The 23,336-nt window shown below is 28.0% G+C and carries 21 protein-coding genes and 1 riboswitch; of the genes, 5 read left to right on the forward strand and 16 right to left on the reverse strand.

The genetic code is table 11. The annotated features are described in order from the left end of the window. Nucleotides 1-38: 38 nt before the first annotated feature. From brnQ to ASHG_RS02675, 8 genes are all read right to left on the reverse strand, one after another. On the reverse strand, nt 39-1,403 hold the full coding sequence (brnQ, locus tag ASHG_RS02640; RefSeq protein WP_040397355.1) for a branched-chain amino acid transport system II carrier protein: 1,365 nt from the start codon (nt 1,401-1,403) through the stop codon (nt 39-41). A 174-nt stretch (nt 1,404-1,577) separates the two neighbouring features. Continuing rightward, the gene (locus ASHG_RS02645) at nt 1,578-2,849 is read right to left on the reverse strand and encodes a ClC family H(+)/Cl(-) exchange transporter (protein ID WP_040397356.1); all 1,272 of its coding nucleotides are present in this window, start codon (nt 2,847-2,849) and stop codon (nt 1,578-1,580) included. A 10-nt stretch (nt 2,850-2,859) separates the two neighbouring features. Further along, nucleotides 2,860-3,576, reverse strand: a complete 717-nt coding sequence (locus tag ASHG_RS02650) for a C39 family peptidase (RefSeq protein ID WP_244264233.1) — start codon at nt 3,574-3,576, stop codon at nt 2,860-2,862. A 148-nt stretch (nt 3,577-3,724) separates the two neighbouring features. After that, nucleotides 3,725-4,612, reverse strand: coding sequence for a glycine betaine ABC transporter substrate-binding protein (locus tag ASHG_RS02655; RefSeq protein WP_040397360.1), 888 nt, complete (start codon nt 4,610-4,612; stop codon nt 3,725-3,727). A gap of 12 nt (nt 4,613-4,624) precedes the next feature. Further along, entirely contained in the window at nt 4,625-5,467 is an 843-nt protein-coding gene (locus ASHG_RS02660) for an ABC transporter permease (RefSeq protein WP_040397361.1), read from the reverse strand. Continuing rightward, the gene (locus ASHG_RS02665; protein WP_244264234.1) at nt 5,460-6,653 is read right to left on the reverse strand and encodes a quaternary amine ABC transporter ATP-binding protein; all 1,194 of its coding nucleotides are present in this window, start codon (nt 6,651-6,653) and stop codon (nt 5,460-5,462) included. Before ASHG_RS02665 ends, ASHG_RS02660 begins: the two co-directional genes overlap by 8 nt. Nucleotides 6,654-6,756: 103 nt before the next feature. Beyond that, a complete protein-coding gene (locus ASHG_RS02670; protein ID WP_040397365.1) occupies nt 6,757-7,656 on the reverse strand; it encodes a diacylglycerol/lipid kinase family protein in 900 nt (299 codons plus the stop codon). Nucleotides 7,657-7,791: 135 nt separating this feature from the next. Further along, on the reverse strand, nt 7,792-8,619 hold the full coding sequence (locus tag ASHG_RS02675; RefSeq protein ID WP_040397366.1) for an exodeoxyribonuclease III: 828 nt from the start codon (nt 8,617-8,619) through the stop codon (nt 7,792-7,794). Between the two features lie 122 nt (nt 8,620-8,741). On the opposite strand from ASHG_RS02675, the gene ypfJ reads away from it, so the two are divergent. Then, nucleotides 8,742-9,599 (forward strand): KPN_02809 family neutral zinc metallopeptidase, encoded by an 858-nt coding sequence (gene ypfJ, locus ASHG_RS02680; protein ID WP_040397367.1) that lies wholly within the window; start codon nt 8,742-8,744, stop codon nt 9,597-9,599. A gap of 38 nt (nt 9,600-9,637) precedes the next feature. Here ypfJ and ASHG_RS02685 read toward each other — a convergent pair whose 3' ends face one another. Continuing rightward, entirely contained in the window at nt 9,638-9,973 is a 336-nt protein-coding gene (locus ASHG_RS02685; protein WP_040397368.1) for an ArsR/SmtB family transcription factor, read from the reverse strand. Between the two features lie 141 nt (nt 9,974-10,114). Between ASHG_RS02685 and ASHG_RS02690 the strand changes: the two genes are divergently transcribed. Genes ASHG_RS02690 through ASHG_RS02700 form a run of 3 tightly spaced genes read left to right on the forward strand, consistent with a single transcriptional unit; the run spans nt 10,115 to nt 12,901 of the window. Continuing rightward, the gene (locus tag ASHG_RS02690) at nt 10,115-10,333 is read left to right on the forward strand and encodes a cadmium ABC transporter ATPase (protein WP_040397370.1); all 219 of its coding nucleotides are present in this window, start codon (nt 10,115-10,117) and stop codon (nt 10,331-10,333) included. 8 nt (nt 10,334-10,341) lie between these two features. After that, a complete protein-coding gene (locus ASHG_RS02695; protein ID WP_040397372.1) occupies nt 10,342-12,237 on the forward strand; it encodes a heavy metal translocating P-type ATPase in 1,896 nt (631 codons plus the stop codon). Then, a complete protein-coding gene (locus ASHG_RS02700) occupies nt 12,221-12,901 on the forward strand; it encodes an HAD family hydrolase (protein ID WP_244264235.1) in 681 nt (226 codons plus the stop codon). The genes ASHG_RS02695 and ASHG_RS02700 overlap by 17 nt, the downstream gene beginning before the upstream one ends. A 34-nt stretch (nt 12,902-12,935) precedes the next feature. On the opposite strand, the gene thiC is transcribed toward ASHG_RS02700, so the two are convergent. The 7 genes from thiC to ASHG_RS02735 all read right to left on the reverse strand — a co-directional run bounded on the left by thiC (nt 12,936) and on the right by ASHG_RS02735 (nt 21,422). After that, nucleotides 12,936-14,231 (reverse strand): phosphomethylpyrimidine synthase ThiC, encoded by a 1,296-nt coding sequence (gene thiC, locus ASHG_RS02705; RefSeq protein ID WP_040397374.1) that lies wholly within the window; start codon nt 14,229-14,231, stop codon nt 12,936-12,938. A 222-nt stretch (nt 14,232-14,453) separates the two neighbouring features. Then, nucleotides 14,454-14,786, reverse strand: coding sequence for a hypothetical protein (locus ASHG_RS02710; protein WP_040397375.1), 333 nt, complete (start codon nt 14,784-14,786; stop codon nt 14,454-14,456). Next, a complete protein-coding gene (locus ASHG_RS02715) occupies nt 14,779-15,735 on the reverse strand; it encodes an L-lactate dehydrogenase (RefSeq protein ID WP_040397381.1) in 957 nt (318 codons plus the stop codon). Before ASHG_RS02715 ends, ASHG_RS02710 begins: the two co-directional genes overlap by 8 nt. Nucleotides 15,736-15,843: 108 nt before the next feature. After that, the gene (locus tag ASHG_RS02720; RefSeq protein ID WP_040397387.1) at nt 15,844-17,256 is read right to left on the reverse strand and encodes an alanine/glycine:cation symporter family protein; all 1,413 of its coding nucleotides are present in this window, start codon (nt 17,254-17,256) and stop codon (nt 15,844-15,846) included. A 177-nt stretch (nt 17,257-17,433) separates the two neighbouring features. Then, complete coding sequence (locus ASHG_RS02725) at nt 17,434-19,026, reverse strand: Na+/H+ antiporter NhaC family protein (RefSeq protein WP_040397388.1); 1,593 nt, start codon at nt 19,024-19,026, stop codon at nt 17,434-17,436. A gap of 92 nt (nt 19,027-19,118) precedes the next feature. Beyond that, nucleotides 19,119-19,289: riboswitch (Lysine riboswitch) on the reverse strand. A 98-nt stretch (nt 19,290-19,387) separates the two neighbouring features. After that, the gene (locus tag ASHG_RS02730; RefSeq protein ID WP_040397390.1) at nt 19,388-20,800 is read right to left on the reverse strand and encodes an alanine/glycine:cation symporter family protein; all 1,413 of its coding nucleotides are present in this window, start codon (nt 20,798-20,800) and stop codon (nt 19,388-19,390) included. Between the two features lie 160 nt (nt 20,801-20,960). After that, complete coding sequence (locus tag ASHG_RS02735; RefSeq protein ID WP_040397392.1) at nt 20,961-21,422, reverse strand: GNAT family N-acetyltransferase; 462 nt, start codon at nt 21,420-21,422, stop codon at nt 20,961-20,963. An 82-nt stretch (nt 21,423-21,504) separates the two neighbouring features. Between ASHG_RS02735 and ASHG_RS02740 the strand changes: the two genes are divergently transcribed. Beyond that, on the forward strand, nt 21,505-23,052 hold the full coding sequence (locus ASHG_RS02740) for an NAD(P)/FAD-dependent oxidoreductase (protein ID WP_040397393.1): 1,548 nt from the start codon (nt 21,505-21,507) through the stop codon (nt 23,050-23,052). Nucleotides 23,053-23,336: the final 284 nt, after the last annotated feature.

Raw genomic sequence — 23,336 nt, forward strand, 5'->3', positions numbered from 1 at the left:
TCATATTTTAATAAAAAGGTAAAATTTTTTTATAATTTTTACAAACTTATTTGTTTTATCTTATCTTTTTTTATAACAATTATTATTAAAGCTAAAATAAATCCTATAATTACTGGCATCACCCAGCCGAACCCTAGATTAAATCCTGGTAATATTGACTTAGCAAAGTTCAAAATATTTTGAATATAAATGGTTTTTGTAATATTTGCTGGTAGTGCTTTCAAAAAGTCAAAAATAGCAAAAATTGATGTAAAAAATATTGTAAAATTAAAAATAATCTTATTTCTACCTATTAAAGGATATAATAATGATAAAAATATCAATACTATAGCAAGCGGATATAAATACATTAATACTGGTATTGAAAGACTAATAATATTTTGTAAACCTAAATTTGCTATTAAAAATGAAATTGAGGTGAAAATAATAGCGTAAATTTTATATGATAATGAATTTGGATACATTTGTATAAAAATTTCAGAACACGCTATAATTAGGCCAATTGCAGTTTTTAAGCAAGCTATTATTACAATTGCTGCAAGTAAAATTTTCCCAAAATTTCCTAAATAATAAAAAGAAATATTAGATAAAATAATTCCACCATTATTTCCTAATTTCATAATTTTTACTGATGAAGATGACATAAAAGCTAATGATACATAAACAGTACTCATTGCAAATAGACAAATTATTCCACTTTTTAATGTTTCTTTTGCAATTTGATTTGAATCCTTTACTCCTAGTTTTCTAATACTAGAAATAATAATTATTGCAAACGCAAGGCTTGCCAAGGCATCCATTGTATTATAGCCGTCAAGAATTCCAACAAATAATGGATTATTTTGATATTTTTGTCTAGGTTTAATTTGTCCTAGTGGTCCCATAGGTTTTACAATTGCAAGAATAACTAAAACTGAAAGCAAAATCAAAAAAGTTGGTGTCAAAATTTTTCCTATATTATCCATTACTTTTCCTGGTTTTAGAGCAAAAGCTAAAACTGTTATAAAAAATACTAAAGAAAAGATAAGCAAAAATAATTTAGTATTTTTTTCCGAAATATTTGGCGTGATTCCAACTTCGAAAGCAACAGTAGATGTTCTAGGAATTGCAAAGAATGGTCCTATTGTTAAATACAAAGCTGTAGTAAATATATAAGCAAATTTATCACTAACTGTCTTTCCCATTTCAAATAAACTATCATTTTTTGATATTGCACTAGCTACAACTCCTAATAACGGAAGTCCTACTCCACTTATAATAAATCCTAAAACAACTTTGTATAAATTATATCCGGAATTTTGTCCAAGTTCTATTGGAAAAATTAAATTACCCGCTCCAAAATATAATCCGAAAAGAAGTGAACCTATAAGTAATGTTTGACTAAAATTTAGTTTCTTTTTCATAATATTCCCCTATTTTTTTATTAATATTTATATAAAATTTCCTAAATTTATACAAAATGTTTATATGAGAGATTATAACATAATATAAAAAATATTAAAATCAAATTTTTTAATAAATATAAAATTTTTATAATTAAAAATGCTGATAAAGATCAGCATTCAAAGAATTTAATATTAAGATTTATTTTTAACTATAATTTCTAAAAGTGATTCATAGATTGGTTCATTATGAAAATTCTCAGCCACTAGATATGAAATAAATGATACTATAACAATTGGCAAGAAAAAGTCTATTCTTCCACCAGTCATCTCTATAATTAAAAACATTCCTGTAAGCGGAGCGCGTACAATAGATGAAAAATGTGCAGCCATAGCAAGCATTGAAAAAATAATTATTTCACTTTCCCCAACCAAATTCAAATCAAATAAAACAGATCCAAAAAAATTTCCTAACAAAGAACCCATAGCAAGTAGTGGGAAAAATATTCCTCCAGGAATACCAGAACAAAAAGCTATTAACAAAAGTAATAATTTCATGAAATAAAAATAAATTATAACAGAAATACCAACATTTTCTCCTCCTGCAAGAGATATAAAATTTTCACCACTTCCCAAAAGTCTTTTATCAAAAAGTAAAAATAAGCTTGTAATAAAAAAAGGTATAACAGATTTTATTGTTTGACTTACTGGTAATTTTTTATACATTTTTTTACCATACAATATTCCCTTATTGAATAATATAGATGAAAAACCTACCAATATTCCTAAAAAAATTAAAAATATCCAAAATTTTAAAGATAAGTTTAAGGAATTTTTTACTATTATAACAGGATCATTTCCAATAACTAGACTAGTTACAATACTTGATGAAATAATAGTACTGGTTATGTAAATAAAATTATACCTAGAAGTTTTTTTCATTAATTCCTCAAGCGCAAAAGCCATTGCTGAAATCGGTGCAGTAAAAGCACTTGTTATACCACAAGCAGAAGATGCAATAATCATAGTTTTAGTATCTTCTTGATCTAATTTAAATTTTTTTGCCAATACTTCTCCTAGAGATCCACCAATTTGAACAGATGGGCCTTCTCTTCCTAAAGTTAAACCTGAGCCTATAGAAACAAGTCCTCCAATTATTTTATTTATCAAACAAGAAAGAGCACTATAATCTAATTTATTATGTAATTTTCCAGCTATTTGAGGTATGCCGCTGCCTCCGATCATTGGCTCTTTATTAACAGAAATTGATACAAAAAATCCAAGAAAAATAAAAATTAATACAAAAATTATAGAATTGATTATATTTTCTTGACCAAAAATTATAAGATTTCTTATCAAACTCATAATTTTTGGAATAATAAGCCTAAATAAACTAATAACCAATCCAGAACAAGCACCAATAATAATGGATATTAATAATAATTTATAAGATATTTTTTTTATCATTTTAACCCCTTTAATAAACTAACCAAATATTTACAATCTGATCCTTAATTCTCCCATAAGACCAAGTTTTTTCAGAATTTTTCATAGAATTAGGATCATTAATAATAAATCTACCAAACTGATAAGAATCTATTACTAAAATATGACCAAACAAAGTAAAATTACCTTTTTTTACTGAAACTATTAAACTACCTGTATCCAAAGCATCTAAAATTGAACTTTTATTATTTTCTATGCTTTGAATATTATATCCATACCTTTTCGCTTCATCAGAAAAAAATTTCCACTCAATTCCACTTGAGCTCATATAAGATTGAGCATCATTAGCTATATCGATTGGACTTATATCTAAATTTGGATCTAATCTTTTTAATACCATTGTCATAGAGGTAGGTCCACAACCAGCAAATCCAATATTAGAATCACCTAGCATATTATAAGCCCACCTGTTATCCCATTGAAGAAAGTATGGAGTCTTTCTACCATAATCAACACTTACACCTGGATAATAATCAAAATTTACTTTATTATTTCTTAAATTGTAAATAAATTCGCTAGCATCTATATCATTTCCAACAAGATACTTGTCTTTATCTTCTAAATTTTCAAAATTTTCGTACATCCACATAGTTTTTTCATTGTCGTCTTTATGTTTTTCAACATTTCTATAAAGAATTTCCATATCATCTGTTTTTTCTTTAGTAAAAATATTATCAAAAAAATTCAAACCTCCACCTTCATTAGAAAAAGATTTAAATGAAAATAAGAGCATTACTACAAAAATTATAGAAAATATAATATTAATTAACTTTTTCATATAGTAATGATATCATAAAATAAGAAATAAAAAAAAGTCGTAAAAATTTACGACTTTTTTAATAATCTTTTAAATCTTCAATTGAATCAATTTCCATATATGATGGAACTACAAATCCAATTTTTGCATTTTTTAAGTTTGGACCTAAATCATCAACCATATCGCCATATTTATCCATATAATTTTTATGAGTTAAAGGAAGCCAGGCTGACGCTGTTACATCTGCTGATCCATAAGCAATAGCTGCAAATAAAGGACCAACTTCTACTGCCATCATTCTAACTTCAAATCCATAATCTTCTAAGATAGCTTTTAAAACATATGCACTACAAAGTTCACTATCCCAAATAACATGAGCAAGGCTTATAACTTCACCATTGGATCTGTCAACTCCCTCATACATTTTTTTAACTTCATCTTGATGACTATCTACCCATTTTCTGGCTGCATCTTTTACATCCATTCCATCATTTAAATCTACTAATACTTCTTGCATATCATCAACTGTCCAATTAAAATTATCAAGTAATTTATATGCATTAGGCTTATCTTCTTTTAGTCCCTTTCTTGCAAGAGTATGAATTTCTTCAGGTTTTCCAAATGAACCTTTTGGATCATCTAAAAATTTCAAATCATATTTTGCAAATTTCCAATGGGGTGTCCAACCTGTTACAACAATTGATGCTTTTTCTTTTATAGCATCTCCCAACATTTGAGTCATAACAGCAGAAGAGCCTGAAGTCAATTTTTGTTTTAATCCATAATCTTTCATAGCGTTATTTGCCGCATCCATTGCTCCAGCTCCAGGTTCAATGCCAATAATATAATCATTTGGAGCATAATCAAAATCAACTTCTTCTTTCTCATTATCTTTTTGATTAGAACTGCATCCTACAAGTACAAAAGCAAGTATAGTTATTATAGAAAATAATTTTTTCTTAATCACTTTATCACCTACTTATCTATTATTTTTTTTACTTAGAGCTTGAGTTAATCTATCAAGAATAACAGCTAAAATAACAATAGCAATTCCTGATGCAAATCCTACTCCTACATCATTTCTTGAAACTGAAGTATAAATTACATTTCCAAGTCCTGGTGCTCCTATCATTGATGCAACTACAACCATTGAAAGAGTAAGCATTAATGTTTGGTTAATTCCAGCCATTATTGATGGTTTTGCCATAGGAAGTTCAAGTTCAAATAATTTTTGTCTTGGAGTTGATCCGAATGAATCAGCTGCTTCAACTAAATCATTAGGAACTTCTTTTATTCCTAAATTTGTCATCCTAACAGCCGGTGGCATGGCAAAAATAACTGAAGAAATTACTCCAGGCGCCATTCCTATTCCAAAAAATGAAACTGCTGGTATTAAATATACAAAAGCAGGCATTGTTTGCATAAAATCAAGTAATGGCATAATTACTTTTTCTACTCTTTTACTTTTAGAAGTCCAGATTCCAAGAGGAACTCCAATTATTATTGCTATTAATGCTGATGTTACAACTATAGAAAGTGTAATAATCATATCATCCCAATAACCTAAATTCCATATTAGCAATAAGGAAAGAATTGAAAATATTGTTATTCCTTTTATTTTTTTTGTTAAATAATAAGCCAAAAATGCAATAATAACAATAAAAAGTAATGGTGGAAAAATTGAAAATATTTTTATAAATAGTTCAACAGTGAAATTTATAAAATCTCTTATTGGATTAAATATGAAACTTGCGTGAACTCTTAACCATTCTACTAAATTATCAATAAAATTAACTAAGGGTATAGTAGGTATATTATTCATCTTCCACCTCGTCTTTCGATAATGCTGCAAGAACTGTACCTTTTATTATAATTCCTTTAAATACATCTCCATCTACTACACAAATAGGAATTTTAGCATCTTGAATATCACTAACAATATCTTCTAATGGATAATCCATATTAATCTTTAGCATATCATTTCTCATTATTTCTTCAAGATTTTTTTGTCCTTTTGCATATGCATTTGAAGCATCTTCTGCAAGAACATATCCTAAAAGTTCTCTTTTATTATTTACAACGAAAATACTTGAATTTCCACTCCTTAGCATTTTTGATAAAGCAGCTTTTGGTCCGTGTCTATGAATATTAATAGTATCTGGTCTTATCATTACATTTTCTGCCGTTAATACTTTTGACCTATCAACATCTTGAACAAACTCTCTAATAAATTCATTTTTAGGATGTGATAGAAGTCTTTCAGGAGTGTCTACTTGAAGAAGGGATCCATCTTTCATAACTGCAATTTTATCACCAATTTTTAAAGCCTCATTTAAATCGTGAGTGATAAATAATACAGTTTTTTTCATCTCACTTTGTAAATACACAAGTTCATCTTGCATTTCTTTTCTAATTAAAGGATCAAGTGCAGAAAAAGCTTCATCCATTATTAATATATCTGTATCAGTTGCAAGAGCACGAGCAAGGCCTACTCTTTGTTGCATACCACCAGATAATTGATCAGGATATTGATCTTCATACCCTTCAAGACCAACAAGTTTTAATGCTTCCATAGCTTTCTTATTTGCTTTTTCACTTTTACCATTTTTAATTGTCAATCCATAAGCTGCATTTTCCAAAATTGTATAATGAGGAAAAAGTGCAAAATTTTGAAAAACCATAGACATTTTTTCACGTCTAGCATTTCTCAAATCTTCTTCATTTAGGTCAGAAATATTTTCATCATCAATAAAAATATCTCCATATGTAGGCTCTATCATCCTATTAATTAATCTAATTAATGTTGATTTTCCTGAACCTGATAGTCCCATTATTACAAATAATTCACCATCTTCAACTTCAAATGAACATCTATTAACCCCAACAGTCAAACCAGTTTGATCCAAAATTTCTTTTTTAGATTTTCCTTCTTTTAAAAGCTTAACTGCTCTTTTTGGATTATGTCCAAAAATTTTTGTCAATTCTCTAACTTTTATTTTTTTAGACAAAATACCTCCTAACATTTATTTATGTCACATATTACATTTTAGTTATACTATTTATAATTAATAATCGCAAGATATTTTATAATCTATTAATTTTATTTTATAACTAATTACTAGCTTTTGGTAGATAAATTTCTATATGTTTTTTCAATATTTCTATATCACATGGAAGTTTTCCATTTACTTCCCCATCCATATCTAGCTCAATTTCCTTATCTTCTAAATTTTTAATTGATATTTTTTTACAAGTAAATGATTTTACATTTTCATTTTCATCAACTTTCCCAAAAAGCATATCTTTTGCTGCATTTACTTTTGACATTAAACCTTCTTCGGTCATTATAAAAACATTTAAATCTCCATCGCTAAGATCTCCGTCATCGTTTGAAAATTCTAAATTCCCAATCTTATTTACAGTCATTATATAAACTAATGATGCATTACATTCAAAAGTATTATCTTCATAAGATATTTCTATTTTTACATTTTCATCATTTGGAATAGTTTTTAAAACATTTTTTACATATGCAAATCCACCTAACTTTTCTTTTTCTGATGAATCTGTTGATGTTGTAGCTTCTATTAATTTTCCAAAACATACATAATAAGAAAAATAACTGTCATTGCATTTTCCAATATCAACTTTTTTTGTCTTTTCAAATGATAAATTATCTATTGCCTCTTTTAAATCATTGGAACCACCTATTAATTGCATATAAGTATTATTTGTTCCGCCAGGCAATAAACCTACTTTTGGTCTATAATCCATCTTAGATATACCATTTATTACCTCATTAAATGTTCCATCTCCTCCAACTACAAAAATAGAATCAAATTTTTCATCACATGCTCTTTTAGAAAAATTTTCACCATCATTTTCTTTTTCTGTCTTTTCATGAACTACTTGGTCAAATTCTTGGTTTAATTTTTTGTTTAATATATCCATAAATTCATCATTATTAGCTTTTCCTGAATTTGGATTTTCAATAATCATACATTTTTTCATAATATCTCCTAGTAAAATAAAAATGGTACTTAACAAGTAAATACCAAATCGTTTGAATTTTAAAATTTATCTTCAATAATTTTATACCCAAACAGAATAAAAAAGAACAGATTTTTCTGTTCTTTTTTTAATAAATTATATATCAATACTCATAAAAATTGGAGTATGATCTTGTCTATCTCCAGAATCTATCATATCTGATTCTTTAATTTTTTCCTTTAATCTATCAGAAACAATAAAATAATCAATTCTCCAGCCAGAATTATTTATTTTACTTGTTTTTACTCTTTGGGCCCACCAAGTATATTTACCCTCAATATCACCATGTAAATATCTAAATGTATCGACAAAGCCTTTATTTAATAAATTTGTGAATCCATTTCTTTCTTCATCAGTAAAACCAGCTGATCTATGATTATTTTCCGGATGTTTAAGATCTATTTCTTTGTGTGCGACATTGAAATCCCCACAAGCAATTACTGCTTTATCTTGATCTAATCCTTCTAGATAACTCGCAAATTTTTCATCCCAAATTTGCCTTAAAGCAAGTCTATTAAGTCCACTACCAGCATTTGGAGTATAAACTTGTGTTAAATAAAAATCATTAAATTCTAATGTAATTATTCTCGCTTCATTATCCATTGTATCTGGTGCACCTAAAATTGGAAAAGTAATTTTTGGTTCAAGTTCTTTTTTATAAATTGTTAAACATCCAGCATAAGATTTTCTTGCAGGTTCTTGAGAACTTACCCAAGAATAATCATATTGTGGAAAATATTTTTCTAGTATTTCTTTGTGTTTTTTACTAGGACCTGTTCTTGGTAATTTTGTCTCTTGCAAACAAATTATATCTGCATTCTCATCAATTATGGTATTTAAAACATCTCTAGACATTTTCGCCCTATTAGAATCACTTGTCAAGGCTGCATTTAGAGAATCTATATTCCATGAAATAAATTTCATTTTAACTCCTTTACGTTCTTATCATTAAAAATACTTTACCAATTTTAATATTTTTAGCAATTGTTGGAAAATTTAAATTGATTTAGGGTATCATAAGAATAGAAAATAATTTGGAGGTTAAAATGAAATGGAAAAATAGACGTAAAAGTTCTAACGTAAATAGAGGTTCAAGTGCACCAGTTGTTTTTGGCGGCGGAATCGGTGGTTTAGTATTGATGTTAATATTTTATTTCTTAGGAGCAGATCCTTCTGTAATTAATGATAGAAATATTGATCAAAAACAAAATAGCCAATATGAAGAAAAAATTTCAGAAGGTCAAAAAGAATTAGAAGATTTTTTATCAGTTGTACTTGCTGATACCGAAGATATGTGGCATGAAAAATTTAACGAATATAATAAAACTTATACTGAACCAAAAATGACTCTTTATACTGGATCCACAAAATCTGCATGTGGAGTTGCTCAATCTGGTATGGGACCATTTTATTGCCCGCTAGATCAAGCTGTGTATATTGATGTTTCTTTTTATGATGAATTAAAAAATACCTTTGGAGCTGGAGGAGATTTTGCTTTTGCATATGTTTTAGCTCATGAGATTGGTCACCATGTACAAAATGAATTGGGAATACTAAACCAAACTCAACAATTACAAAAACAATTATCAAAAACTGAATATAATAAATATTCTGTAGCACAAGAATTACAAGCAGATTACTTTGCAGGTGTATATGCATATTACTCAAAAGAAAAGGGATATCTAGAAGCTGGCGATATTGAAGAAGCAATGAAAGCAGCTTCATCCATAGGCGATGATAAAATTCAACAAATGTCTGGTTCAAATATAAATCCAGATAAATTTACTCATGGATCAAGTAAAGATAGAAAAAATGCATTTGATATGGGATATAAATATCATGATATAGAGCATTCTATGGAATTCTTTGAAAATCTTGATTACAAAATAAAAATAAATATATAAAATAAATTGGTGCAAAAAGAAGATTTTTGCACCTTTTTTTACAAATTTTTCCCCTTTAAAATTACATTATATAAAAATTCACTCAGCTTATTTTCATCTGCCTCATAAAACATTTCTTTTCCCTCTCTTTTAGATTTAATTATCCCTGAAATTTTTAGTATTTTTAAATGATGACTAACAGCTGGTGATGACATATCCATGATTGCAGCAATATTTAATACGCATTCTTTTCTATGGCACAATAGCCAAAAAATTTGAAGTCTTTTGGGATCTCCTAATTGTTTAAAAGCTTTTGAAATATTATCAGATATTTCTTCTTCTAATAAAAAATCAATTTTGTCATCATCTTTATAATGTTTATGTGGTAATTTCATATTTCTCTCCTTGTATATACTTTACCACAAATTGTTGTTAATTTAATAAATGTTTAATCGTTGACTTTTCTTTAAAATAATTGTATTATGATTTTAGAACAATTAAATATATGTTTAATCGAAAATTTAAAGGAGTTAATTATGAAAAAATCTTATAAAATCGAAGTAGATTGTCCATCTTGTGCAAACAAAATGGAAATTGAAGCAAAAAATACTCAAGGAGTTATCGACTGTAGTATAAATTTTATGATGTTAAAAATGAAAGTTAATTTTGAAGATGGTGTAGATGAAAAAGAAGTTATGGAAAATGTTTTGAAAAACTGCAGAAAAATCGAAAAAGATTGTGAAATTTATTTTTAGGTAAAATTATGAATAAAAAACAAAAAAAATCTTTAACCAAAATTTCTATTTCTGCTCTACTTTTAATTATTTTACATTTTGTTAGCTTTAATAGATACATTGACTTTATCTTATATATGATTTCTTATCTTTTAGTTGGATATGAAGTTTTACTTGAAGCTTTTAATGGAATCAAGAATAAACAAGCATTTGACGAATCATTACTAATTTCAATTGCAACTATTGGAGCAATAATTCTTGGACTTTATACAAACAGTGGTGATTATGTTGAAGCCGTTGCTGTTATGCTTTTTTATCAAATTGGAGAATTTTTCCAATCCTACGCTGTAGGAAAAAGCAGAAAGTCAATCGCAGATCTTATGGATATAGCTCCAGACTATGCTAATTTAGAAGATGAAAATGGAAAAATAATAGAAGTCGACCCAGATGAAGTAGAGATTGGATCTATTATTGTAATCAAACCTGGTGAAAAAGTTCCTTTGGATGGAGAAGTTGTTGAAGGTAAATCTTCTCTTGATACCAAGGCTTTAACTGGTGAATCAATTCCAAAAGATGTAAATGAAGGATCTATGATTTATTCAGGTTCTATTAATCTAAATGGTTTAATAAAAGTTAAAACAACAAAGGAATTTGGAGAATCCACTGTAACAAAAGTCTTGGAATTAATAGAGGATGCATCAGAAAGAAAATCCAAGTCAGAAAATTTTATTACAAAATTCGCAAGAATATATACACCTATAGTAGTGTATTTAGCCTTAGCACTTGCAATATTACCACCAATTATCTCATTACTAATTGGAAGTAATGCTAATTTTTCTACATGGATATATAGGGCTTTGATATTTTTAATCATATCTTGTCCTTGTGCTCTTGTAATTTCTGTTCCCCTATCATTTTTTGCTGGAATAGGTTCAGCAAGTAAAAAAGGTGTCTTAATCAAAGGATCAAATTTCTTGGAAGTTTTATCAAATGTAGATCAAATTATTTTTGATAAGACTGGAACATTAACAAAAGGAACTTTTGAAGTTACAGCTATTCACCCAGAAGTTTTATCAGAAAAGGAATTACTTCATATAGCAAGTCATGTTGAAAGATATTCAACTCACCCAATAGCAGAATCTTTGAAAAAAGCTTATAAAAATGAAAATGATGATTGTAAAGTTGAAGATATTAAAGAAATTTCTGGTTATGGAATAAGCGCAAAAGTTAATGATGACCTAGTCTATGTAGGAAATACAAAAATGATGGATAAATTTAATATAAATTGGAAATCTTGTGATAAAACTGGAACCATCATACATGTAGCAGTAAATGATTCCTACCAAGGCCATATTGTAATTTCTGATACAATAAAAGAAAATTCTAAAAAAGCTATTGAAAATTTAAAAAATAATCACATAAGTAAAACTATAATGCTTACTGGAGATAGTAAAAAAGTTGGTCAAGACGTTTCAAATACTCTAGGATTAGACAATTTTTATAGCGATCTTCTTCCTCAAGATAAGGTTAAAATTTTAGAAGAAATACTAGAAAAAAATACCAATGAAAATAAAAAAATTGCCTTTGTTGGAGATGGAATTAACGATGCCCCATCACTTACAAGAGCAGATGTAGGAATTGCAATGGGAGCTATGGGATCAGATGCAGCGATAGAAGCTGCAGATGTAATTTTAATGGACGATGATCCATTAAAAATTTCCACAGCAATAAAAATTTCAAAAAAATGTCTAACTATTGTGAAAGAAAATATTTATTTTTCAATTGGAGTAAAAATTATTGTTCTAACACTTGGTGCATTTGGAATGGCTTCTATGTGGGCTGCTATTTTTGCAGATGTAGGTGTTACGGTTATAGCTGTGTTAAATGCTATGAGATGCATGTATTTAAATGATAAAAATGATTAAAGCTGTTTTAATTGATATTGATGATACAATTTTTGATTTTGAAAAATGCTCAAAAAATTCCTTTAAAAATACTTTGGAAAAATTAGATTTAAGCTATAAAGATAAAGATTTTTCTTATTTTAATTTTGTTAATGATATTTTGTGGACCAAACAAAAATTAGGCACGTTAAATATAAATGAAGTATTTATGAAAAGATCTGAAATAATGAGTAAGTATTTTAAAATGAATATTGAATATGAAAATTTTAATGATTTATTTGTAAAATATTTATATGATGAGATAGTGCTGGTCGATAAAATTGAAGATTTACTATCCTATTTATCTAATAAATACCAAATTTATGCTGCAAGTAATGGAATTTATGATATGCAAGTAAATAGATTAAGAAAATCAAATCTTGATAAATATTTCGAAGGTATTTTTGTATCAGATAAAATAGGATATGAAAAACCAGATAAAAGATTCTTTGAAAAAATCATGAACTTAACAAAATATTCAAATAATGATTTAATTATGGTTGGAGATAGCATAAAATCAGACATAATAGGTGCAAAAAATTCAAAAATCAAATCTATTTATTTTAATAAAGAAGACAAAAAAATTACAGATAAAAATTTCACTTACCAAGTAAAAAATTTATCTGAAATTAAAAAAATATTGTAAAAAGTGCGAAAATTAAATTCGCACTTTTTTAATTTTATAATTTTATATCTTTTCCTTCAAGAATTAAATTCATGTTTCTAGCTGAGCACATTGCTCCACACATGGTGCAAGTTTCTTCCTCTTCTGGATTAGAAGATGCTCTATATTTTCTACATTTTTCAGGATCAATTGCAAGTTCAAACATTCCTTCCCAATCAAGTTTTTGTCTTCTCTTACTCATTTCAAGATCCCATTTTCTTGCATCTTTTAATTTTGCAATATCTCCTGCATGAGCTGCAATTTTTGCTGCAACAATCCCTTCTTTTACATCATTCACATCTGGAAGTTTCAAATGTTCTGCTGGAGTTACATAGCAAAGGAAATCTGCTCCATGACTTGCTGCAATTGCTCCTCCTATTGCACTTGTAATATGGTCATATCCTGGAGCAATATCACAAACCAAAGGTCCCAAAACATAAAATGGCGCGTTATGACATAATTTCTTTTCAAGTTTCATGTTCATTTCTATATCATTGATTGGAACGTGTCCTGGTCCTTCAATTATTACTTGAACGTCTTTCTCCCACGCTCTTTTTGTAAGCTCACCTAGAGTAATCAATTCTGCAATTTGAGCAGGATCTGTTGCATCGTGAATTCCACCTGGTCTTAAAGAATCTCCAAGTGATAAGGTAACATCATATTCTCTTAAAATATCCAAAAGTTCATCGTAATATTCGTAGAATGGATTTTCCCTATCATTCATTTTCATCCAACCAAATAAAAGTGAACCACCACGAGAGACAATTTCATTTACCCTTCTATTTCTCATAAAAATTTCTGCATTAGCCCTATTAATTCCACAATGAATTGTAACAAAATCAACTCCATTTTCCGCATGATTTCTTACCACATCCAAAAATTCACGAGCTTTTATAAAACTTAACCCCTTATCCAAAAATCCAACTGCATCATACATAGGAACAGTTCCTATCATGGCTGTAGATTTTTCAATCAATCTTTTCCTAAATTCTTGAGTTTTACCATAATTTGACAAGTCCATAATTGATTCAGCACCCATTTTAAGAGCCATATCAACTTTTTGCATCTCAAGATCAAGGTCATTTAAATCTTTTGAAATTCCTAAATTTACATTAATTTTTGTCTTTAAACCTGATCCAATTCCTTCTGGAGAAATAGAATTGTGATTTTTATTTCTAGGAATTACAATTTCGCCTTTTGCAATTTTTTCTAAAAGAAATTCTTCACTAACATTTTCTTTTTTAGCAACAATTTTCATTTCATCAGTTACAAAACCATGTTTTGCAGCTTCCATCTGTGTCTTATATTTCATAAATTAAAAAAACCTCCTAAAATTACTTATAGGAGAATAAATATGCTTCATCCCTTGCAGGCATTATCCTGTCCGGTTTGATGGTCGAAGTCGAACTTCCTCTCAGCACATAGCTCCCATAGATCATTAATTTACATCTTTCATTATAGTAGAAAAATCACATTAAGTAAAATAAAGCTTTAAATTTATAAAAAAATAGAGTCATAATGATATGACCCTATCCTATTTATTTAAATAATTTTCCAAATTTTTAATAGCTTTGTTTATTTTTTCTGCTTTAAATCCCTTATTTTCATTTCTAAGAAGAATTTTTAAATCATATTCATCCATTTTACAAATATCTAATAATTCTTTGAAACTTAAATTAGAGTTTTGTGCTAAAGTTTTAAACTTATCTATACTCTTATAAAAGGATTTTTCATAAAATGCCTTAGACATATTAGATAAAAATAAGCCAAGAAGTCCAGCATAAATATTTATCATTTTATATAGAGCAAAGCAAATTATTATATCACAAATTCCATAAAGAAAATACTTATAATATAATTTATTCATCCAAAACCTCTTGGGCAAGTTTATAATTTTCTTCAAGATCTTTACATGATTTATCAAACATTTCTTGTTCTTTTTCTGAAATTTCCATTTCAAGAATTTTTTCACATCCATTTGCTCCAATAACTGTAGGAACTCCTGTATAAAGACCCTTATTATTATATTCACCATCAAGATAAGCAGATGCCATTATTATTCTTTTTTCATCAAGTAAAATTGCCCTTGTAAAATCAACCAAGCAATTTGCAATCCCAAAATGAGTTGCGCCCTTGCCCTTAATTATTTTAAAAGCCTTATCTCTTATTTTTTCAAGAACATCTTCTTTGAATTTTTCTTCATCCCCAACATTTTTTAAAAATTTATCAATAGAAATTCCTTTTATTCTTGCATTTGACCAAAGAGCAACAGAAGAATTTCCATGTTCTCCCAAAACATAAGCTTCAACATCTTTAGGATTACAAGAAACTTCTTGAGCTAAATATTGGATAAATCTTGCTGTATCTAGATTGGTTCCACTACCAACAATTTTATTATGATCTAGTCCTGAAACTTCTTGAACAACTCTTGAAATTACATCAACAGGATTTGTAGCAAGTAAAATTATTCCATCATATCCATTTTCCATAACTTTTGGAATTGTATCCAAAACCATTTTTGTTGCAATTTTTATATCATCAAGTCTATTTGTAAGATTTTTTTGACTATTTCCATAGCATAAAACGACTAAATCTGCATCTTTGCAATCTTCATATGATCCTTCTTTAACCAATGTAGGACATTCAGTTTTACAACTTGCATCCATTAAATCATTTACATCAGCTATTGATTTATCCTCATCAATATCAATTATTGAAAGTTTTGTAGCAAGTCCTAAGTTAACCAAAGCATAAGCATATGATGAACCAACAAAACCACTACCAATTAAAACAACATTTCTACCTAACTTATTCATAAACTCCTCCAGTATATTTATTTGCATATTTATTATACTTTTAATGACAAAAATTTAAATTTTTAAACAAAAAAACTGTTACAAAATATTTTGTAACAGCTTTATATTTTACATTTTAAAATTATTATAATCTCCACGGTCAGTATAAAGACTATTATTTTCTTTATCCCAAACAGGTTTTTTACCCGCCTGTTTTTGATCTTCATAATCATCTAAAACAACTTTTACAGACTTAAATAAAAACACAAGAGTAATAACATTAATAAATACCAAGATACCTACAAAAACATCTATCAATCCCCACACAATGTCAAGAGACATTTTGGTAGAAACTATAAACATTATTGCCGCAAAAATTCTATAAATCCAAAGTGGTATTTTGTACTTATCTTTAAAAATATGGATTATATTTGCTTCTCCATAAAATAAATCTGCAATTAAAGTTGTAAAGCCAAAAAATGCCATAGATAAAGCAACTACCCATCTTCCTATATAACCAATTTGTGCAGAAAAAGCATCTTGAACAAGATTTATACCATCAGAACCATTTCCTAAAACTCCAGTTAATAAAATAGCAAAAGCAGTTAATGAACAAATTATGCATGTTGTAACAAATGTACCAAACATTCCTAAAAATCCTTGTTCAGCTGGGTGATCAACGTCTGCTGATGAATGCATAATTCCTGCAATTCCATTTCCTGCATCATTTGAAAATAATCCTCTGGCTACACCATTTCTAAAAGCATCCATTATACTATGACCAATTATTCCACCTACAGCTGCTTGAGCGCTAAAAGCTGATTTAAAAATCAAGGCTATAACTGAAGGAAGTTTTGTTATATTTGTAATTATAATAACAAATACAATAAGTACATAAAATGCTGCCATTATTGGTACCAAATAACCAGTAACTTTTGTAAGTCTTTTTACACCACCTATAGTAATTATTCCTGCAAGTATTGTTACAACAACTCCAACTATAATTGGATTAAATTCGATAACTCCTTGAAATCCCTTAGCAATTGAATTTGTTTGCATAAAAGCAATACAAAGGCCAACTCCAATTATGTACAAAAAGGCAGTTATTATACCTAAAACTTTTTTCCCTAAACCATTTCTAATATAGTAAGCTGGGCCTCCTCTATAAGTACCATCAGATAATTTAACTCTATAAACTTGACCCAAAACAGTTTCTGCAAATGTAATTACCATACCTAAAATTGAAGTAATCCACATCCAAAATATAGCTCCAGGGCCACCAGCTACAAGAGCTGAAGCAACTCCTACAAGAGATCCTGTTCCAACTTGTCCACCAACAGCAGCCGCTAAGGCCCCAAATCCTGAAACATTATCATCGCTTTTTAAATTCTTTTTTAAAACATCCTTGATATCTTTAGCATATTTTATTTGAGGAAAACCTAATCTTAAAGTATAAAATAAACCTACCCCTAATAAAACATAACCTATTATATTGCTCCATAAAAAATCTGCAATATTAAGTATGTTATCTAATAAAAACATAAATCCTCTCTTTCTAATAAATATCTATTTTTGTGTGTCTTTATTATATTTTAAAATCTTGAGATATTATTATACTAGTAATTTAGAAAAAGTAAACTAATTTAGTTAATTTTTTATCATTTATAAAAACTAAAAAAGCAAAATGTTTTCTTTTTATTAAAAACATCTTGCTTTATCTTAATTACTTTTATTTTTTAAAACTATCATAAAAATAAAGATTGCTATTACACCAAATATTAATGGAATAATTGGAGATTTAGTGTAACCTGCAATTATAAATGATATTGTCGATATCGTTGCAACTGTAATACCATATGGAAGCTGAGTTCTAACATGATCTACGTGAACACATCCAGCTCCTGCTGATGACATTATAGTAGTATCTGAAATTGGTGAAATATGATCACCACAGACAGCTCCTGAAAGGCAAGCTGAAATTCCAATAAAAAATATTGGATCTGTTGGCTTAAACATAGAAGCAACTATAGGAATTAAAATTCCAAATGTTCCCCAACTAGTTCCAGTTGCAAATGCTAATAAAACTGCTACTACAAATATTACTGCTGGTAAAAATGTACTTAAACCCTTTGCAGCATTAGCCATAAGATTTCCTACAAACTCGGTTGAACCTAGTAAATCATTTGAAATATTTTTAAGACTTGTTGCCATAGTTAAAATCAAAATAGCAGGGACCATTGATTGAAATCCTTCAGGTATTGCATCCATTGATTTTTCAAAACTAATAACACCACGCCCGACAAAATATATAATTGTAAGGATTAATGTGGCTATAGCACCCATTGGAAGAGCTACAGTTGAATCTGTATTTGCAAAAGCATTTACAAAGTCCAAATAATATTCACTAGACTTATCAAAAAATCCACCTATATGGATAAGTGAAACTACAGAAATAATTATTAAAGTCAAAATTGGTAAAACCAAATCTCTAACTTTACCATCAGGATTTCCATCTTCGGCGCTTACTTTTGATTTAGCAATATTTCCTAAGTCTCCATTATTAATTGCATTATCTTCAAACTCTTTCATTGGACCATAATCATTTCCAAATAAAATAAGTGATACTACAAAAAATAAAGTTAATATCGAATAAAAATTATAAGGAATAGCTTTGATAAATAATTCAATACCAGAAAGACCAGTTCCTTGAGCATATCCTGATACTGCAGCTGCCCACGATGAAATTGGTGCTATCATACAAATTGGAGCAGCAGTTGCATCTATAAGATAAGCTAATTTTGCCCTAGAAATTTTATGTGAATCTGTAATTGGTTTCATTACAGATCCTGATGTAAGACAATTAAAATAATCATCAATAAAAAGCATCAAACATAGACAATATGTTGCAAGTTGTGATCCCTTTCTTGACTTAATTCTTTTATCTGCCCAATTTCCAAAGGCTCTTGATCCTCCAGAATGATTTATTAAAACAACCATTATTCCCAAAACTATTAGGAAAATAAAAATTCCTGAAGTTTGTGAAATTGAATTTGTTAGACCTTTAACAACTATATTATCTAATACTTTTGCAAAAGATCTTTTTGATGCAAGTATAGCTCCTATTACAATTCCTAAAAAAAGTGAAGAGTAAACTTCCTTAGTTAATAATGCCATTACAATAGCAACTACTGGAGGAAGTAAAGCCCAAATACTTGCATATGTTTCAACACCACTTGCTACAATGTATATTGAAACTAATATTGGTACTAAAGAAATTACCAAAATCGATGGTAATTTTCTTTTTTCGTTCATTTTTAAACTCCTCTCAAAAATTTTTTACAAAAAAAGCCATGACAAATGCCATGACTTAAATATTAAACTATATAAAATATATAATAATTATAAACCACGACAGCTCACCATTTATTAATGGCAGTACGATAGATTTTATCAAATCGTACCAGAAATTTTAAATCTTGGGTAGGTTTAAAATCCCTCACTGGAAGACCCTTTCAAATATTTTCAATTCCCCAAAAAAATATTTTACTAATGTTTTCCATACCTCTATCACGCTTTTCAATTGCACTAAAAATACTACCATTACTGAGTTTTTTTGTCAAATTATATGATTATTTAAATATTTTATAATTTTATTTTATTAATTTTTTTGTAATTAATTCCAATAATCAAGTTTATCCATAATTCCTATGTGATCTGATTTAAAAATAGGATTCTTTCCTTCACTTCTTTGTTTTTCATAATCTTTTAAGCAATCAATAGCTTTTTTTGATAAAACTAAAATTGAAGGTAAGTTTATCAAAGCCATTATTCCCATTAAAAAATCTGAAATATCCCAAGCTAGCTTTACTTCGCTCATTGCTCCAAGAAGGATTACCAAAACTGCAAATATTCTAAATATTAACATAAATCTTTTTGATGGTGTTTTTTTATGAATATAAGATAGATTACTATCTACATAAAAAAGATTTCCAATTAAAGTTGTAAATGTAAATAAGGCTAGTGAAAATGAAATAAAATAATTTCCAAATCCACCCAAAAGTGTCGATAAACTTTCTTGCACATATGGAGCTCCACTTAAAGCTTCACTAGGTTCAATTCCTGAAGATAAACACATAAATGCTGTAGCTGTACAAATTAAAAGCGTATCTATAAAAACTGATAGCATTTGAACTAAGCCTTGTTTTGCTGGGTGAGAAATATTTGCACTAGCAGCCGCATTTGGTGCTGAACCAATACCCGCTTCATTTGAATATAATCCTCTTTTAATACCATACATCATTGAAGATGAAGCAAGACCTGCAAATATTGCTCTAAAATTAAAAGCATCTCTAAAAATATTTGCAAAAACTGTTGGTATATAATTTATATTTACAATAATCATAATAATTGCAACTAGAATATAAATTACTCCCATAAATGGAACAATGGTTGATGTAAATTTAATAATCCTATCTCCTCCACCAAATACACAAATACCTGTAATTGTTGCTAGAATTAATCCAACAATAAAAGGAGTTATATTAGGATCATAGAAATCATAAGTCATAAATGATGTTTGTAAGTTAAAAGATGCAAGCATATTAAAACCTATTGCATATGTTAAAATTAAACTAATTGCAAAAATAACACCAAGTTTTCTAGATTTTAGGCCTTGTTCTATATAATAAGCAGGTCCTCCGTATGACTTATTATTTTCATCTCGTTTTTTATAAATTTGAGCAAGAGTAGATTCAATAAATGCACTTGCCCCTCCAATAATTGCAACAATCCACATCCAAAAAACTGAACCATATCCACCTAAGCAAATTGCTGTAGAAATACCGACAATATTTCCAGATCCTACTCTAGATGCAGTTGATACCATCAAAGCTTGAAAAGATGATACTGATCCTTTTTCTTCTGGTTTTTCCATTACTACTTTAATAGATTCTTTCAGTAATCTTACTTGTAAAAAATTAGTTCTAACTGTAAAAAATATTCCTATTGTAAGAAGTAAAATTATTAAAATTGGATAATATAAGATTCCATTAATTGGACCTAAAAAATTACTAATTTTTTCTAACATATTCTCTCCTTTAATTTAATACAATAATGCTAAGTTGTATTAAAGTTCTATGATTTAGTAAAATTATATCATAAAAAATATTTTAAGTAAATTTACGATAAAATTAATAAATATATTAAAATAGTTCATTTTTTCTTTTCAAATTTAAAAACATTTTAATTTAATTAATACTTTTCACATAAATTTGGCAAGGATTATCTTTCGACCAAATTTCTTCAATTACTTCAAATTTTCTAAATCCCAAAGCTTGATAAAATTTATTTGTTTTATCATATCCATCGTCTATTCCTTCTTTTAAAGTTTTTACTTGAACAAATTCATAATTATACTTTTTTAAAAATTCAATAGATTTTTTAAATAAATTTCTTCCTATATTTTTTCTGTGATATTTTTTCAAAACTCCCATTACAAATATTTCAACAGTATAGTCTGATGTTTTTTTATAAACGATAAATCCGAGATTATTTGTTTTTTCACTTGCTTTAAAAAAATAATAATCTTTAGATTTTTCTATATAATTTTTTACAGCATTCTCATCTTCAAACCATGAACTTAAATCATTTAATATGTAAGATGAAATATTTTCTTTTTCTAATTTATTTTCAACTAAACTAACTTTCATAAGTTCCCCTTTATTTATTATATGTCATTTTAAATTTATTTAACATAAAAAATCTGTTAAAATTAGTAAGAAAGGATGTCTTATGTATATAATTAGAAATATTAAAATTCCATACGATTTGGATAATGATAAAAAATTAAAGAAGGCTATTGAAGAAAAAATCAATAGAAAAATTAATTCTTTTAAGATTTATAAAAAATCAATCGATGCAAGGCGTGGTATTTTTTACGTTTATCAAGTCTTACTTGATTGTGAAATTGATAAAAAAACTAGGAAAAAATTAAAAAATGATATTGGGGAATTTGTTGAAGAAGATTTAGATTTATCAAATAAAAATAGAATAAATTCTGCCGTTATTGTAGGTTCTGGGCCATCTGGACTTTTTTGTGCCTATGCTCTTTGTAAAAATGGTGTTAAAGTTACTATTATTGAAAGAGGAGAAAAAATTGAAGATAGGGTAAAAACTATCGACAATTTTATTAAAAATTTAAAATTAAATCTCGAATCGAATATTCAATTTGGCGAAGGTGGTGCTGGAACATTTTCTGATGGTAAACTTACTTCAAGGTCTAAGGATAAAAGATCTAGGGAAGTTTTTAAAATTTTGGTTGAAAATGGTGCTCCAGAAGATATTTTATATACTCAAATGCCACATGTTGGAACAGATCTTTTAAGAAAAGTCATTATAAATATTAGGAAAAAAATAATTGAAATGGGCGGAGATTTTCATTTTAATGAAATTTTTACTGATTTAAAAATGAAAGATGATAAAATTAATTCTATTCTTACAAATAAAAATGAATATCAAGCAGACGAATATGTTCTTGCCTTAGGAAATTCTTCTCGTGATACTTTTATAATGCTTGATAAATATATAGATATTAGTCAAAAGAATTTCGCAGTTGGTTTTAGGATTGAGCATTTGCAAAATGATATTAATTTAAGTCAATATAAAATTATTGATGATAGACTTCCGCAGGCTTCCTACGCCCTTAAATATTTTGATAAAAAGAAAAATATTTCTGTTTATACTTTTTGTATGTGCCCAGGTGGCTATGTTGTTCCTGCATCAAGCGAAGAAAATCGACTTTGTGTAAATGGAATGAGCTATCATGACAGAGGAAATTATAATTCAAATTCTGCAATTGTTTGTGCGATTGATTCAGAAATTTTGGGAGATGATAATCTTGCTGGCATTAAATTTCAAAGAGAAATTGAAGAGAAAGCTTACAAGCTTGGTGGTGGAAATTATATAGCTCCTGTTCAAAAAGTTGGTGATTATATTAAAGGACTTGTATCAAAAGATTTTGGTAAAATCCAACCAACTTATAGACCCAGTTATAAGTTTGCTGACTTAAACAAAATTTATCCTGAAAAAATAAACAAGGCAATAAAATTTGCCCTAATTGATTTTTCAAAAAAAATTGATGCTTTTTCAGATGATGATGCAATATTAACAGGCGTTGAAACAAGAACTTCTTGCCCAATTAGAATTGAAAGAAATAAAAATTATTCCACTTTAAAATTTAAAAATTTAAGACCAATTGGCGAAGGTGCAGGTTACGCTGGAGGAATAATTTCATCAGCTCTTGATGGTTTAAAATGTGCAATAGAAATATTAGAAAATTAAGATGATTTTTACCATCTAAAAGCGTAAACAAAGTCAGTTTAGTAATTCATTATTAATTTAAATAAATTACGATTATAACCCATCTCGACTAGATGATTGTGCCTTGATTTGGCACAATCATCCCTAAAAACAAGTGCGAGAGCACGAAAAAATTTGTGGAGCAAACGTGTTTTAGTGTGAGTGAAACGAACGCATGGAGAGATCTCATGAGATTTCTCGACTCACTACGTTCGCTCGAAATGGGAGAAAATTTAGTTTGTTAACAGCCTAAGATGGTTTTACAA

It is taken from the genome of Anaerococcus senegalensis JC48, from assembly GCF_000321005.1.
Lineage (GTDB): Bacteria > Bacillota > Clostridia > Tissierellales > Peptoniphilaceae > Anaerococcus > Anaerococcus senegalensis.